General features: G+C 72.1%; 13 protein-coding genes. 7 read left to right on the top strand and 6 right to left on the bottom strand.

Features of this window, described 5'->3' with window-relative positions:
• Window positions 1-4: 4 nt before the first annotated feature.
• From AB0M35_RS02100 to mtrA, 3 genes are read right to left on the bottom strand one after another with little or no spacing between them, the layout of a single operon-like run.
• Window positions 5-1,795: an LpqB family beta-propeller domain-containing protein gene (locus tag AB0M35_RS02100; protein WP_363740426.1), complete on the bottom strand. Its 1,791-nt coding sequence runs from the start codon at window positions 1,793-1,795 to the stop codon at window positions 5-7.
• Window positions 1,792-3,549: an MtrAB system histidine kinase MtrB gene (mtrB, locus tag AB0M35_RS02095; RefSeq protein WP_363740425.1), complete on the bottom strand. Its 1,758-nt coding sequence runs from the start codon at window positions 3,547-3,549 to the stop codon at window positions 1,792-1,794. Before mtrB ends, AB0M35_RS02100 begins: the two co-directional genes overlap by 4 nt.
• Window positions 3,550-3,562: 13 nt before the next feature.
• Complete coding sequence (gene mtrA, locus AB0M35_RS02090; RefSeq protein WP_013731734.1) at window positions 3,563-4,252, bottom strand: MtrAB system response regulator MtrA; 690 nt, start codon at window positions 4,250-4,252, stop codon at window positions 3,563-3,565.
• Window positions 4,253-4,464: 212 nt separating this feature from the next.
• On the opposite strand from mtrA, the gene AB0M35_RS02085 reads away from it, so the two are divergent.
• From AB0M35_RS02085 to AB0M35_RS02065, 5 genes are read left to right on the top strand one after another with little or no spacing between them, the layout of a single operon-like run.
• Window positions 4,465-5,310, top strand: a complete 846-nt coding sequence (locus tag AB0M35_RS02085; RefSeq protein WP_363740424.1) for a hypothetical protein — start codon at window positions 4,465-4,467, stop codon at window positions 5,308-5,310.
• Complete coding sequence (locus AB0M35_RS02080; protein ID WP_363740423.1) at window positions 5,307-5,993, top strand: DUF4129 domain-containing protein; 687 nt, start codon at window positions 5,307-5,309, stop codon at window positions 5,991-5,993. The genes AB0M35_RS02085 and AB0M35_RS02080 overlap by 4 nt, the downstream gene beginning before the upstream one ends.
• Entirely contained in the window at window positions 5,990-7,330 is a 1,341-nt protein-coding gene (locus tag AB0M35_RS02075; protein WP_363740422.1) for a DUF4350 domain-containing protein, read from the top strand. Before AB0M35_RS02080 ends, AB0M35_RS02075 begins: the two co-directional genes overlap by 4 nt.
• Entirely contained in the window at window positions 7,327-8,313 is a 987-nt protein-coding gene (locus tag AB0M35_RS02070) for a MoxR family ATPase (RefSeq protein ID WP_363740421.1), read from the top strand. The genes AB0M35_RS02075 and AB0M35_RS02070 overlap by 4 nt, the downstream gene beginning before the upstream one ends.
• Window positions 8,310-9,620, top strand: a complete 1,311-nt coding sequence (locus tag AB0M35_RS02065) for a DUF58 domain-containing protein (RefSeq protein WP_363740420.1) — start codon at window positions 8,310-8,312, stop codon at window positions 9,618-9,620. Before AB0M35_RS02070 ends, AB0M35_RS02065 begins: the two co-directional genes overlap by 4 nt.
• Window positions 9,621-9,701: 81 nt before the next feature.
• On the opposite strand, the gene AB0M35_RS02060 is transcribed toward AB0M35_RS02065, so the two are convergent.
• Window positions 9,702-10,655 carry a stage II sporulation protein M gene (locus AB0M35_RS02060; RefSeq protein ID WP_363740419.1) on the bottom strand — a complete coding sequence of 318 codons (954 nt, stop codon included), beginning with the start codon at window positions 10,653-10,655 and terminating at the stop codon, window positions 9,702-9,704.
• 45 nt (window positions 10,656-10,700) lie between these two features.
• Here AB0M35_RS02060 and AB0M35_RS02055 point away from each other — a divergent pair, with 45 nt between their 5' ends.
• A complete protein-coding gene (locus AB0M35_RS02055) occupies window positions 10,701-11,810 on the top strand; it encodes an RDD family protein (protein ID WP_363740418.1) in 1,110 nt (369 codons plus the stop codon).
• Window positions 11,807-11,962: a hypothetical protein gene (locus AB0M35_RS02050; RefSeq protein ID WP_363740417.1), complete on the top strand. Its 156-nt coding sequence runs from the start codon at window positions 11,807-11,809 to the stop codon at window positions 11,960-11,962. Before AB0M35_RS02055 ends, AB0M35_RS02050 begins: the two co-directional genes overlap by 4 nt.
• A gap of 91 nt (window positions 11,963-12,053) precedes the next feature.
• Here AB0M35_RS02050 and ahcY read toward each other — a convergent pair whose 3' ends face one another.
• Both ahcY and manA read right to left on the bottom strand, forming a co-directional pair.
• Window positions 12,054-13,553, bottom strand: a complete 1,500-nt coding sequence (gene ahcY / locus AB0M35_RS02045) for an adenosylhomocysteinase (RefSeq protein ID WP_363740416.1) — start codon at window positions 13,551-13,553, stop codon at window positions 12,054-12,056.
• 291 nt (window positions 13,554-13,844) lie between these two features.
• Window positions 13,845-15,008 (bottom strand): mannose-6-phosphate isomerase, class I, encoded by a 1,164-nt coding sequence (gene manA, locus AB0M35_RS02040; protein ID WP_363740415.1) that lies wholly within the window; start codon window positions 15,006-15,008, stop codon window positions 13,845-13,847.
• Between the last annotated feature and the right edge of the window lie 3 nt (window positions 15,009-15,011).

The following is a 15,011-nucleotide window of genomic DNA, read 5'->3' as shown; positions in this document are numbered from 1 at the left end:
CGGCTCAGTAGAGGAAGACGGGGGCGGTGGGGTTGCCCGGACGGACGCCGGTCGGCGGCGCGGTGACGTCCTGGACCTGCTCCCGCACGATCCGCTCGAACGGGTTGTTGCGGTAGGTCACCCCGTTTGCCTCGTACATGAACGTGGCGGCGAGCGAGGAGGTCGGGGTGGCGGGGTATGCGGCCAGGTGGGTGACCTCTGCACCGGCGTCATCGCGCAGCCGGGTCTCCAGCGCGCCGTCGACGCTGACGTCGTAGATCGCCGGACGACCGGCCGACCCGGCCACCAACAGGCGGCTCTCGGCCCACCAGTCGACCACGGTCAGCCGGGTCAGCGAGGTGGCCAGGCGCCGGGCGGGACCGATGGTGGGTACCCCGCCCTCCCAACTGATCGCGGCCACGTGCAGCGCGCCGCCGACGATCAGAGCGATCCGGTGCCCGTCCAGGGAGGCCGCGACCGCGTCGACCCGCCCCGGCAGGCCGAGTTGTACCGGACGCATGGCCGCCCGGTCGTCGAAGCGGTACAACTCGCCGTCGGCGACCACCAGGCCGGCCGGCTGGTCGCTGTCGGTACGCAGCCAGACCGGCCGACCGATGGTGGTGTGCGCCGGACCCGCCGCGAAGATCTCCACCACGTCCCGGCCCCGGCCGACGCTCAGCCGCTGCCGGCCACCGTCGGCGACGACCAGGGCAGCCAGGACGTCGTTGCCGGCGCGGCGCAGCCCTGCGGAGAGCACGTCGTGATTCGCCTCAACCGCCACCGGAACCCGGCCGATCGGCTCGTTGGCCACCGCGAGGGCGTGGATCGCGCCTTCGTAGACGCAGAATCGCCGGGCGCTGTCGTCGAGCAGGTACAGCTGGTTCGAGGCGCGCTGCTCACCCAGGTCGACCAGCTTCCGGGACTGGTTCAGAATCTTGATCTCCAGGATGCCGTCCAGTTCCAGCAGCGACCAGGCCAGCTGGGTGGCGAACTGTTCCAACCGGACGTCGTCGGCCCCGGGCATGTCGAGGTTGACCTCCCACCGGCCGTCCGAGCCGGTGGCATTGTTGATCATCTCGGTGCGGTCGGGCAGGCCGGAGACGCCGACCCGCAGCCAGTCCGAAGGGCCAGCGGTCAACCAGCGGACCACCTCGCTCACCCGGCGCTCGGCGGGTACGGCGGAGGAGAGGTACCGCTGGTCGGGCACCAGACGGGTGCGTTCGGAGTTCCAGAAGTAGATGGCTTCGGCCTGGTAGTACAGGCGCAGTGCCTCGTCGCTGAGCAGCAGCATGTTCGGCGGGTTGCTGACGTAGAACCCGGCGTCGTCCTGGCCCGCCGGACCGGCGTTGATCAGCCGGAACTCGTACGTCGTCTCGGTGGCCAGCGGCGGCACGAGCATGCCGTTGGCCCGCAGCAGGCCGACCTGCTGCACGGTGATGGTGACCTTCATGCTGTCGACGTCCGGCTCGATCACCGGGTCGTCGGTGAGGCGTACCACCGACAGCGCCACCTCGCTGCCCTGCTTCACCTGTAGGCCACCGCGTTCGGGCATCGCGATGAACTGCTTGACCCGCTCGTACGCCCGGTCCGGCTCGCCGGCCGCAGCGGCCAGGAAGTTGCGTACGAAGGCCTCGGCGTCGCTTCCGCTGGCTTCCCGGGTCGGCGGTTCGCTGCCCCGCCCCAGCGACCAGCTGGCCTCCGCCGCCGGCCCACGGTGCTCGGTCTGCACCTCCGAACGTTCGGGGATGCCGCACCCGGTCGGACCGGCCAGCACCAGCACCACGCCGAGCGCGCCGACCAGCATCCGCCGCTTCACGAAGCCACCTCCGCGCGCTGCTCGGGGGCGGGCGCCGCCGGACCGACCGTGAGTGCCCCGTCCGGTCCCGGACCGATGGCCAGCACCCCCTCGATGGGCGTCGCGCCGAACGGCAGGGCCGCGTCCGCAGGTACCAGGCGCAGCGGCGAGGTGATCAGCCGGTCACCGGCCCGCGCCGGCAGGGTGAGCCGGAACTGCGCACCCTGCCCGGGTGCCCCCCACGCCTCCAACCAGCCACCGTGCAGCCGGGCGTCCTCCAGGCTGATCGACAATCCCAGCCCGGTGCCGCCGGTCTGCCGCGCCCGGGACGGATCGGCCCGCCAGAACCGGTTGAAGACCAGTTTCTCCTCGCCGGGCTTGAGCCCGACACCATGATCACGGACGGTGACCGCGACGGCCGTATCGTCCATTCCCAGGGTGATGCGCACCGGTCGGCCCTCGCCGTGCTCGACGGCGTTGCCGACCAGGTTGCGCAGCACCCGCTCGACCCGTCGCGGGTCGATCTCGGCGATCACCGGTGCCTCCGGGACGTCCAGTTCGATCTGCACGCCGACCCGTTCGGCCAGGCCGGAGAGTCGATCCACCACCCGGTGCACCACCGGCACCAGGTCGGTCGGCTCGGCGTCGAGGACCGCGAAACCCGCGTCGAACCGGCTGATCTCCAGCAGGTCGGTCAGCAGTTCCTCGAACCGGTCCAACTCGGCTTGCAGCAGCTCGGCGCTGCGCGCCACCGCCGGCTCGAACCCGTCGCGCTCGGCGAAGATCAGATCGGCGGCCATTCGTACCGTGGTCAGCGGGGTACGCAGCTCGTGCGAGACGTCCGAGGTGAACCGGCGCTGCAACCGGGACATCTCCTCCAGTCGCAGGATCTGCCGTTGCAGGTTGGTGGCCATCTGGTTGAAGGAGGCGGCGAGCAGGGCCAGGTCGTCCTCGCCGTTGACCGCCATCCGTTGGTCGAGCAGCCCGGCGGAGAGCCGCTGGGCGGTGCGGGCCGCCACCCGTACCGGCGTCACCACCAGCCGGGTCACCAGCGCCGCGAGCAGGCCGAGCAGCAGCACCAGGGCGACTCCGGTGGCCACCACCGTGGCGCGCGCCTGGCTGGCCGTCGCGTCCTGCAACGTCAACGGTACGAAGTAGTAGAGCTCCACCTGCCCGAAGCGGGTCGGCACCGGCGAACCGTAGACGAGGTACTTGGTGTCCCGGTCGCCGGTGAGCCGGCCGGTCTGGATCTGGTTGGCCACGTTGCCGCCGGCCACCGCGGCTCGCAGCTCGGGGCTGATCAACGGTCGGAAATCCACCGCGGGCGAACTGCGCGGCAGGATCATGCCGCCCGCACCGTCCGCGGTCAGCGCCACCACCACACCGCTGGTCTGCTGCGGGTCGCCGCCGGCCAGGTAGTTGACCGTGCCGTCGATGGTCTCCTGGAGCTGGGCCTCCTGCGGCTGGCTGTAGAGGCTGAACTGCTTGGCCGCGTACTCCGCTCCGCTGGTCAGCCGGAGCCGTACGTCGGTCTTGGCGTTGTCGAGCAGGATGCTGGTGATCTTGCCGGCGATCAGATAGGCGAAACCGCCCACCAGCAGACTGGAGACCACCAGTGTGATGGTGACCACCCGCACCTGCAACGAGCGGCGCCAGGTGTGGTGCAGCCCGGCGAGCAGCCGGGCAGCCCGACCGCTGAGCCGACGCCACAGCTCCCGCCCCGCGCCGGGCCGGCGGGACGTGGCGTCAAGATCCGGAATCGGGGAGGTGGTCACAATGCGACCCAGGCTATCCGGTACCCGCCTTGTAGCCCACGCCCCGCACGGTGAGGATGATTTCCGGTCGCTCCGGATCCGGCTCGATCTTGGCCCGCAGGCGTTGCACGTGCACGTTGACCAGCCGGGTGTCGGCCGCATGCCGGTAGCCCCAGACCTGCTCCAGCAGGACCTCCCGGGTGAAGACCTGGCGCGGCTTGCGGGCCAGCGCCACCAACAGGTCGAACTCCAGCGGGGTCAGCTTCACCTCCTCACCGTTGCGGCTGACGGTGTGCGCCGGCACGTCGATGGCGATCTGGTTGCCGGGCGGACCGATGGTGAGCAGTTCCGGCGCCGCGTCCTCGCCCCGGCGCAACCGCGCCCGCATGCGGGCCACCAGTTCCTTGGGCTTGAACGGCTTCACCACGTAGTCGTCCGCCCCGGACTCCAGGCCGAGCACCACGTCGACGGTGTCGCTCTTGGCGGTCAGCATCACGATCGGCACGCCCGATTCAGCCCGAATCGCCCGTGCCACGTCGATGCCACTCATTCCAGGCAACATCAGGTCAAGTAGGACGATATCGGGCCGATTGTCGCGGAACGCGGCCAGCGCGCGTTCCCCGTCCGCCACGAAGGAGGGCATGAATCCCTCGCTACGCAGGACGATGCCGAGCATCTCGGCGAGCGCAGGGTCGTCGTCGACCACCAGTACCCGGGCTCTCATGGGGTTAATGTTTCCATCCCGTTCAGTTCAGGGGATTCGGGCGTCATCCCGGCACGCTACTGCCGGCACCCACGCCGTGCCCAGCACCAGCCGTACACCGTTCGCACGAGCCGCCCCATCGGCCGGGGCCCACCTGTCCGACCCGCGCGTGTCAACATGATCCCTGGCTGCGCCGCCGCGCGCCACCGCCCCCGCCTTCGACAGGAGTGCGCGTGCCCTACGCCGGCCCGATCGCCGTACTCCCCAGTCGGCCGCTCACCGTCGGTGAACTGCTCGACTCCGCCGTACTGCTCCTGCGTGGGCACGCGGCGGCCCTGCTCCCCCTGGCCGGCGTATTCGCCCTCGTCGAACAGGTCCTCCTGCTACCCCTGCGGACCGCCGTCGGCGTCAATCCGCCACTGTGGTGGGCGCCCTCGCTGGGCAGCCTGGCTCCCTTTCTGCTCCTGCTCGCCATCGGCGCGGCGATCGAAGCGATGATCATCATGTTGCTCGGCAACCCGGCCGCCCGGGCGGCCGGCAGCGCCCTGGTCGGTCGCCCGATCAGCAGCCAGGAACTACTTCGCCCCGGCGGTGCGCGCTGGGGCGCCACTCTGCTGCTCTGTCCGGTCGTCGGCGTCACGATGCTGCTCGCGTCCCTGCTCGGCCCGACCTGGTTCGTCGGATTCGCGCTACTCGGCGCGATGGCCCCGGCATTGGCCCTGGACCGGGTCCGACCGCTGCGCGCGCCGGCCCGCTCGGTCACTCTCGCGCTGCGCGTCGACGGCCGTGCCGCCGGCCTGCGGCTGCTCGGCTACCTCGTCTGGTGGATCCTGCGGGTCGGCCTCGCCTGGGGCCTGTTCACCGGGCTGTCCGCGCTGGACCTGATCTCGGCAGGCTGGGCCGTCGCCGTGGCCATGCTGGTCTGGGCGGCCGTCAACACGGTCGGCTACGCCGCGCTGGCCTGCCTGGACGCGATCCTGCACCTGGAGACCCGGATCCGCACCGAAGGGCTGGACATCCACCTCTCCCGGGCACCTGCCGGCGCACCGCAGGCCACCCTGCTGGCGGTGGGTCGATGAGCTTCACTCGCTGGTGGACCGAGACCACGGCCGCGCTCGGCGACCATGTTGCGCTTCCCCTGGTCGCACTGCTGCTGGTGCTGGCCACGGCGCTGGTCTGCACCGCCTGGTACACCCACCCCGCCTGGGTACCCCGCCGCTTCCCCCGACCCCGCCGGTTCCCCCGACCCCGCCGACGTCGACGCCCGGCCCGGCCGACCCGCCCGGCCGGGTCCGGCACCGACGACGCGGTTGACCTCCAGCCGCCGCAGCCGGCCGGAGCACCGGCACAGCACATCGCGCTGGCCGACTGGTTGGCCGGCGAAGGACGCTACGACGAGGCGATCCGGGAGCGGCTGCGCGGCATGGTCGGCGAACTGTCCGAGCGTGACGTGGTTCGGGTACGCCCCGGCATGACGGTCACCGAGATCGTCGAGGCAGCCGCCGCCCGCCATCCACCGGCGGGCCCGCCCCTCACCGCCGCGGCGACCATCTTCGCGCAGGTGTGGTACGCCCAGCGCCCGGCCACGGCCGAGCACGACCACCGGTTGCGCGACCACGCCGTCGCGCTGCACCGCCTGCTCACCGACCCGCCCGAGGGCACCCCGCTCACCTCGGCCGGCAGCCCTGCGCTGACGCCGGGCGTCGAGCCGGCAGCGGCCGGCAGCGGTCCCTTCGATGCTCCTGGGGAGTCGCTACGGTGAGCGCACCGAAGGTACGTCGGCGCCGCCACCGGATCGTGATCCCGGTGCTACTGAGTGCGCTGGTAATCACCACCACCCTGGTGACCCACGCGATCGACCAACCGGACCAGACCGATGTGGGATTCCTGTCCCCGCTGGCGACCGGGGACGACGGCGGCAGCCGGCTGGCCGCGAGCCTGGCCGGGCGTGGCGTGGAGGTGCGGCGGGAAACCGACACCCTCGCGGCGCTGCGGGCCACTCGGTCCGGTCCGGCCACCCTGTTCGTCCCGGCCCCGGAACTGCTGCACCCGCAGACCCTCGACCACCTGGATCTGCTGCCCGGTCACACCCGGCTGGTGCTGGTCGACCCGTCCCGGCGGGTGCTGGCCGCCGCCGGGCTGCCCCTGCGCCCGGCGGGCCGACGGTGGGCGGCCCAAGCTGTCGCCCCGCACCTCACCGGCCCCTGCGCACTGCCCGAGGTCACCGGCGCGACAGCCGCCGTCGCCCGGCAGCGGTACGCCCCCACCGGCGCACCCGGCTCGGCGGACTTCTGCTACTCCGCCGGGCTGGCTCGGCTGCCCGGCCCGGCCGAGAGCGTGGTGGTGGTGGGCGCCAGCGACCCGTTCCGCAACGGCCGTATCGGCGAGTGGGACAACGAACTCTTCGCCACCGGTCTGCTCGCCACCACCGGGCGGGTGCTCTGGCTCGACCTCGACGGGCCGGAACCCGCACCACCCACGCCCAGTGCCACGCCCGCCGCACCGCCGCCCGAGCCGGACGACGAACCCGATGACGACCAGGACGACCTGGTTGCCGGCGACAGCACCGAGACCACACCGGGCCAACCCTCCGGCGGCAACGCCTCCGGCTCCGGCGAACCGGGCCGGGAGCAGTCGGCCAACCCGATCTGGTCGGCCTTCCCACCCTGGTTCTGGGCACTGCTGGCGCAACTCGCGCTGGCCGCGCTGCTGATCGCCGTGGCACGGGCCCGACGCTTCGGTCCGCCCATCCCGGAACCGCTGCCGGTGACCGTGCCGGCCGCCGAGGCGGTGTTCGGCCGGGCCCGGCTCTACCAACGGGCGAAGGCCCGCGGAAGCACCGCCGAAGTGCTCCGGGCCGCCGCGAAGGCCCGGCTGGGGCGTCGCCTGCACCTGCCGGCCGACGGTGGCGACGTCGCCGCCGCCGTGGCCGCCGAGACCGGCGCACATCCGGACACCGTTCGTGAGCTGCTCGACGGCAGCACCCCGGACACCGACCACGAACTGCTCAAGCTGGCCGGCGACCTGGACCGCGCGGCTCGCGCCCCGAAACCGTCCGCCGACCGGCCGCCGCCCCGATCCCAAGGAGACCTCCGGTGACCCGACCCGCCACGCTCAGCGACCCGCTGGCCGCCGACCCCAGCCGGGCCGCGCTGCACCGACTGCGTACCGAGGTGGCCAAGGCGGTCGTCGGGCAGGACGGGGTGGTCACCGGGATGATCATCGCCTTGCTCTGCCAGGGTCACGTGTTGCTGGAGGGCGTACCCGGGGTGGCCAAGACGCTCCTGGTGCGAACCCTCGGCGCGGCGCTGGACCTGTCGACCCGCCGGGTGCAGTTCACTCCGGACCTGATGCCGGGCGACGTCACCGGCTCGATGATCTTCGACGCCCGCACCGCGGCCTTCACCTTCCGGGAAGGGCCGGTCTTCACCAACCTGCTGCTCGCCGACGAGATCAACCGGACCCCGCCGAAGACCCAGTCCGCCCTGCTGGAGGTGATGGAGGAGCGGCAGGTCACCATCGAGGGCGAGCAGCATCCGCTGCCTGACCCCTTCATCGTCGCCGCCACCCAGAACCCGGTGGAGTACGAGGGCACCTACCCGTTGCCCGAGGCGCAACTGGACCGCTTCCTGCTCAAGCTCACCGTGCCGCTGCCCGGCCGCGAGGAGGAACTGGGCGTGCTGCGCGCCCACCACGCCGGTTTCGACCCCCGGGATCTGGCCGCCGCCGGAGTACGCCCGGTGGCCGACGCGACCGACCTCGCCGTGGCCCGCGCGGCGGTCGGTCGGATCCACGTCGCCGAGCCACTGTTCGGCTACGTCGTCGACCTGTGCCGGGCCACCCGCGCCACGCCCGCGCTCGAACTGGGCGCCTCGCCACGTGGGGCGACGGCACTGCTCGGGACCGCCAAGGCATGGGCCTGGCTGGCCGGGCGCGGCCACGTGGTGCCCGATGACGTTAAGGCGATGGCCCGGCCCACCCTGCGGCACCGGCTGCGGCTGCGCCCGGAGGCCGAACTGGAAGGTGTCGGGGTGGACGCCGTACTGGACACGGTGCTGGCCACCGTGCCGACACCACGATGACCTGGCGGGCGGCGGCGCTGCTCGCGGCCGGTGCGCTGACGCTGCCCGCCTGGCCGGCGCCATTCGTCGGGGTGGCGGTGATGACCGGCGTGGTCCTGCTGCTCTGTGCCCTGGACTTCGGGCTGGCCGCACCGCTGCGCGGGCTCACCGTCGAGCGGGACGGCGACCGTTGCGTCCGGCTCGGTGAGACCGCCACGGTCACGCTGCACCTGCACAACACCTCCGGGCGTACGCTGCACGCCCGGATCCGCGACGCCTGGGTGCCGTCGGCCGGGGCCCGGCCGGACGTACCGCCCAGCCGCGTCGTGCACGTGCCGCCCGGTGACGAGACAGCCCTGCCCAGCCGGCTCACCCCGGCCCGCCGAGGTGACCGGCCGGCGGTGGCGCTGACGGTCCGTTCGCTCGGACCGCTCGGGTTGGCGTTCCGGCAGCGCACCGGCCGGCCGCCCACCCCGCCGTGGACCCTGCGCGTGCTGCCCCGCTTCGACTCCCGCCGGCACCTGCCCGAGAAGCTGTCCCGGCTACGGGTGATCGACGGGACGCAGGTCGGCCAGGGGCGCGGCGCGGGCACCGAGTTCGACACCCTGCACGAGTACGTGCCCGGTGACGACGTGCGTTCCATCGACTGGCGGGCCAGCGCCCGCCGGGCGGAGGTGCTGGTGCGGACCTGGCGACCGGAACGGGACCGGCGGCTGGTGTGCGTGCTGGACACCGGGCGTACCTCCGCGGTGCGGCTCGGCGACGAGCCACGGCTGGACGCCTCGATCGATGCGGCGTTACTGCTCACCGCCCTGGCCGCGCGGGCCGGTGACCGGGTGGACGTGCTCGCCGCCGACGCTGTGTCGCGTACGTCGATCATCGGTGCCGAACGTCCCGCGCAGTGGCCCCGGCTGGCGCATGCGTTGGCTCCGCTGCAACCGGCGCTGGTGGAGACCGACTTCCAGCTGATCGCGGGCGAGTTGCTGCGCCGCCACCGGCCGCGCAGTCTGGTGGTGTTGCTCACCGCGCTGGAGCCCGGCGCGCTCGGCACGGGACTGCTGCCGGTGCTGCCCCGGCTCGCCGCCCGGCACCGGGTGCTGGTGGCGACGTCCCAGGACCCGGTGCTGGCCGCACTCACCAGCACGCCGCCCCGCCGCCCGCGAGACGCCTACGACGCCGCCGCAGCCTGGCGTACGCTGGCCGAACGCGACCGTCTGACGGCGGCGCTGGCCCGCTACGACGTCGCCGTCGTCGATGTTCCCGCCCCTCGGCTGGCGCCCGCCCTGGCCGACGCCTATCTCCGCCTCAAGTCCACCGGCCGACTCTGATCGACACCGCCGCGGGATCGAGGCCACCCCGGGATCGACGCCGCCCCCGGGTCCGGCCGCCGGTCGTCGGCCGGACGCGTGTCACTGGTCGACGGCGTCGGCTCTGGCCCGGGAGCCGAGCCTGACGACGTAGGCCAGGAAGGCGAGCCACACGGTGGCGCCGACGGCGACGCGCACGGCCGCCGGCAGGGACGCGGGGGTGACAAACGCCTCGATCAACGCGGCGACCGCGAACAGCCCGACCAGGCCGAGGGCGACCAGGATGGCGTCGCGTCCCGCCCGGGCCACCGCCTGTCCCCGGGTCAGCTGCTCCGGCGGCGCGATCCACGCCCAGCCGGTACGCAGCCCCACCCCGGCGGCCACGAACACTCCGGTCAGCTCAAGCAGGCCGTGCGGGGTGATCAGGCCGAAGAAGACATCCGCCCGACCGTAGGAGATCATCACCCCGCCGACCACTCCGATGTTCACCGCGTTCTGCCAGAGCAGGTAGCCGACCGGGACGATGAGCACCCCTGCCGCCAGGCACTTCGCCGCCAGCCAGGCGTTGTGCGTCCAGAGGTGGAAGGCGAACGTCGGCGCGGAGAACTCCGTGTAGTAACCGGCGAACCCGGACTCGACGAGATGAGCGGCGTCCTCGTCGCCGATGAAGGCCGCCGCCGTCTCCGGGTTGTCCGCGACGAACCCGATGAGCGTGAAGGTGAGCAGGGTGAAGGCACTCGCCACCGCGCACCACCACGGGGCCGCCCGCCAGACCGCCCCCGGGAAGCCGACCAGCAGGAAGCCTCGTACCGCCGCCCAGGACGGCCGTGACCGGCCGGTCAGCCGGGCACGGGCCCGGAGCACCACCTGGGAGAGTTCGCCCAGCAGCGCCGGATCCGGAGAGCGGCTGCGCAGCACCGACAGGTGGGTGGTGGCCCGTTGGTAGAGCGCCACCAGCTCGTCGACCTCGGCGGCGTCGAGGCGTCGCCGGTCGCAGAGCTGGCTGAGCCGACGCCATTCGGCGCCGTGCTCCGCGACGTACGCGTCGAGATCCACCGCCAGCCACCCCCGTCCGCGCGATCATAGTGTTCACTGTCGTAGGTGAGCACAGCAGCGCGGTGGACGGCCCCGGCCTGGGGCGACGCCGGTCTGGTCAGCGGAGAAGCCGTGCAGTTGGACGTGCGGGCCGCCCGGATCGGCTCCCGGGTGCTCGCGCTGCTGATCGACGTGCTGCTTCAGCTGGTGTTCGGCCTGCTGCTCGTCATGATCGCCGGGCTGGCCCTGGCCAGCCTGCCGTACGGCATGGTCGACGCGGCCCTGGAACGGGCGCTGCTCACCGTCGGGGTCGTGCTGCTGCTGGTCGGCTACCCGGTGTGTTTCGAACGACTCAACGACGGACGCACACCGGGCAAGACCGCGGTCGGGCTACGGGTGGTGAGCCACGACGGCGCCCCGGTGGGACTGCGCCAGTCGCTGACCCGGGCGCTCGTCGGGGTCGCCGTCGAGTGGCCGGGCCTGGTGCTGCCGCTGTTGTCCTGGGTCGCCGGTACGACGGTGATGCTCAGCGACACCCGTGGTCGACGGCTGGGTGACCTGGTGGCGGGCACACTGGTCGTGCACACCCGTACCGCGGCCAAGTGGCGCCCGGTGCCGGCCCCCGTGCCGGTGCTGGTCGGCTGGGCGTACACGCTGGACCTGAGCCGGCTGGAGCCGGGCCTGGCGCTCGCCACCCGGCAGTACCTGAGCCGGTGCCACCAGTTCGCCGAACCGGCCCGCAGCGACCTGGCCCGGCAGTTGTGGCGGGAGGTCGCCGCGACGATCACCCCGGCACCACCACCGGGGCTGCCGGAGCCGGTCTACCTGGCCGCCGTTCTCGGCGAGCGGCACCGGCGGGCCCGCCACCGGCTCGCCGGTGAACGCGGGTTGAGCGCCGCGCTGTGGCCGCAGCTCGGCCCGACGGTGGCCCTTCTGTCGGCCGAGCCGGCCGTCGGTTTCGACCCCGCCCCGGCCCTCGATCCCGCGCCAGCCTCGATCCCAGAAGCAGCACCAGACCCGGCACCGGCCGAGTCACGGCAGGCCGTGCCGAGCGGATCGGTCATGGTACGGCCGTCGGTGCCGACTGCCCGGTTGAGGCCGACGCAACGGCCGGGCACTGAGGCACGAGTGACGCCGGTCGACGGTGTCGAACGGACATCGGGGAGGCAGTGGTGAGAGGTTTCGGGCCGTGGTTGGCGGTACTCGCGGTGGTGCTGCTGCTCAGCGCACTACGGCTACGCGCCCTGGCGGCGCTGGTGTCGGTGGGCTGGCTGATCTGGTGCGTCTGGACCTGGGTCCGCCCCGGCCGCCGCAGTCGCCCACATTGACCCGCGAGCTGCGCCGCGCGAACCCTCAGCCCAGCTGAACATGCCGAACCGGGCCGACCCGAGGCAGGGTCGACCCGGTTCGACGACCAGATCAGTAGCGGTAGTGATCCGGCTTGAACGGGCCCTCGACGGCGATGCCGAGGTAGGCAGCCTGCTCCTTGGTCAGCGTGGAGAGCTTGGCACCGAGGGCGGCCAGGTGCAGCCGGGCGACCTTCTCGTCCAGGTGCTTGGGCAGCACGTAGACGCCGGTCGGGTACTCCTCGGTCTTGGTGTACAGCTCGATCTGGGCGATCGTCTGGTTGGCGAACGAGTTCGACATCACGAAGCTCGGGTGACCGGTGGCGTTGCCCAGGTTCAGCAGGCGGCCCTCGGAGAGCACGATGATGGCGTGGCCGTCGTCGAACTTCCAGAGGTCGACCTGCGGCTTGATGTTCTCCCGGGTGACGTCCGAGCGCTTGGCCAGGCCGGCCATGTCGATCTCGTTGTCGAAGTGGCCGATGTTGCCGACGATGGCCTGGTGCTTCATCCGGGCCATGTGCTCGTTGGTGATGACGTCGAAGCAGCCGGTCGCGGTGATGAAGATGTCCGCGATCTCGACCACGTCTTCGAGGGTGGCGACCTGGTAACCGTCCATCGCGGCCTGGAGCGCGCAGATCGGGTCCACCTCGGTCACCACGACCCGGGCGCCCTGGCCGCGCAGCGACTCGGCGCAGCCCTTGCCCACGTCGCCGTAGCCGAGCACGACCGCCATCTTGCCGCCGATCAGCACGTCGGTGGCCCGGTTGATGCCGTCGATGAGCGAGTGACGGCAGCCGTACTTGTTGTCGAACTTGCTCTTGGTCACCGAGTCGTTGACGTTGATCGCCGGGAAGAGCAGGGTGCCGGCGCGGTGCATCTCGTAGAGGCGGTGCACGCCCGTGGTGGTCTCCTCGGTGACGCCCTTGATGCCGGCGGCGATCCGGGTCCACCGCTGGCCGTCCTCGGCCAACGAGCGGTGCAGCAGGCCGAGGATGACCGCGTACTCCTCGGAGTCGGCGGACTCGACCGGCGGTACGGCGCCGACCTTCTCGAACTCGGCTCCCTTGTGGACGAGCAGGGTGGCGTCGCCACCGTCGTCGAGGATCATGTTGGGGCCCTGCCCGTCAGGCCAGTCGAGCACCTGCTCGGTGCACCACCAGTACTCCTCCAGCGTCTCGCCCTTCCAGGCGTACACCGGGACACCGGAGGGGGCGTCGGGGGTGCCGTCCGGGCCGACGACGATCGCGGCGGCGGCATGGTCCTGGGTGGAGAAGATGTTGCAGGAGGCCCAGCGGACCTGGGCACCGAGCGCGACCAGGGTCTCGATCAGTACGGCGGTCTGAATCGTCATGTGCAGCGAACCGGTGATCCGCGCCCCCGCGAGGGGCTGCGCCTCGGCGAACTCGCGACGGATCGCCATCAGGCCGGGCATCTCGTGTTCCGCAAGGCGGATCTCCTTGCGCCCGAACTCGGCGAGCGACAGATCCGCCACCCGGTAGTCGCCTTCGGCGAGGGTGCGCGGCCGGCCTTCGGACGACGTACCACTGGCGGACGCCGGGAGGGTGCTGGTCATAAAAGCTCCTGTCGGACGATTGTGCTGCGCGACCTCTCACCTTACGCGCGTATGGCCGATCAAAGCTGGCGTGGCCGCGAACAGCGCACGGGGCGACTAGTCATGGACGTGTGCCGCCCATCCCAGCCGCCCCGTGCATCCCCCCGGTTTGGTTCCCCCGCGCGTTCTCGGACCTTCGTCGCGATAACGCTGCGCACCCATAGAGTCACACTGCGCGCACACAGCGTCAAGCCATTTCGGGAAAGTCGGACTTGTCATCGCCAGTTGATCGCGCCACGGTGATCAGATGAGTCAGCAGAGTCCGGGTGAAGCGACATACACCTCACCCACCCCGCTGACCGTGAGGGACTTGCCGGCGGCCGCGCCCACCGCAGCCCGCCCCGAGACGAGCGTCACCGAAGCGGCGACGTCGGCGACGTCGACCCGCCCGGACGTGCACAGCACCACCCACGGCCCCGGCACCGTCAGGGTGACCTCGGGCCGCTGCTGCTTCACCGTCACCCGGTGCAACGCGAAGTCCGGCACCGGGATCGGCCAGGTCACCATCCCGTCCGCGACCGGCTGGGGCGCCACCACCGGCTGATCGAGCACCTCGAAGCGGAGCACCCGGAGCAGCTCGGCCACGTCCACGTGTTTGCGGGTCAGCCCACCACGCAACACGTTGTCACTGGCCGCCATCACCTCCACACCGGTGCCGCGCAGGTAGGCGTGCAGGTTCCCGGCCGGCATCCAGATGGCCTCGCCCGGGGCCAACCGCACCCGGTTGAGCAGCAACGCGACCACCACCCCCGGATCGGCCGGATACGCCTCGGCCAACAGCGCTACCAACTCCGCGTCGGGCCCGGCCACCGCCGCCGTCCGCACGGCCGCCACCAGCCCCGCGCGCTCCGCCGCCGGCCAGGTCAGCAGCAGGCGTACGGCCTCGGCCAGCCCGGCCGGACCAGCGCCGAGCGCATCGAGCACCGGCCCCAACTCCGGTACGCCGAACCCGGCCAACACCTCGGCCGAGATCGCCGGATCCCGGAACCCGCACAGGGCCTCCATCGGCCCGAGCGCCACCAACAGCTCCGGCTTGTGGAACGGGTCGACATAGTTGCGATGCCCGTCGCACCCGGCATCGTCTCTGGCGTACCCCGCACGGGCCTGCTCGGCGTCCGGGTGGGCCTGCAAACTCAGCGGGGCCGCTGCGGCCAGCACCTTGAGCAGGAACGGCAGCCGCGCTCCGAACCGGTCGACGACCCGCTGACCCAGCCATTCGGCGGGATCGGCGGCGAGCACCTCGGTCAGGGCGACCCGGTCACCGGCACGGTCGACGGTGGCCGGCGCACCCGGATGCGCTCCCAGCCACAGCTCGGCCTCCGGACCCTCGCTGGGCACCGGACGCCCCTGCAACTCGGCGATGGCGCAGCGGGACCCCCACGCGTAGTCCTTGATCGGCCCGTACAGCAGTTCCACCGG

It is taken from the genome of Micromonospora sp. NPDC051196 (genome assembly GCF_040682415.1).
Classification (GTDB): domain Bacteria; phylum Actinomycetota; class Actinomycetes; order Mycobacteriales; family Micromonosporaceae; genus Micromonospora.
The sequence above is the reverse complement of the archived record's forward strand: the minus strand, read 5'-3'. Positions and strand labels throughout refer to the sequence as shown.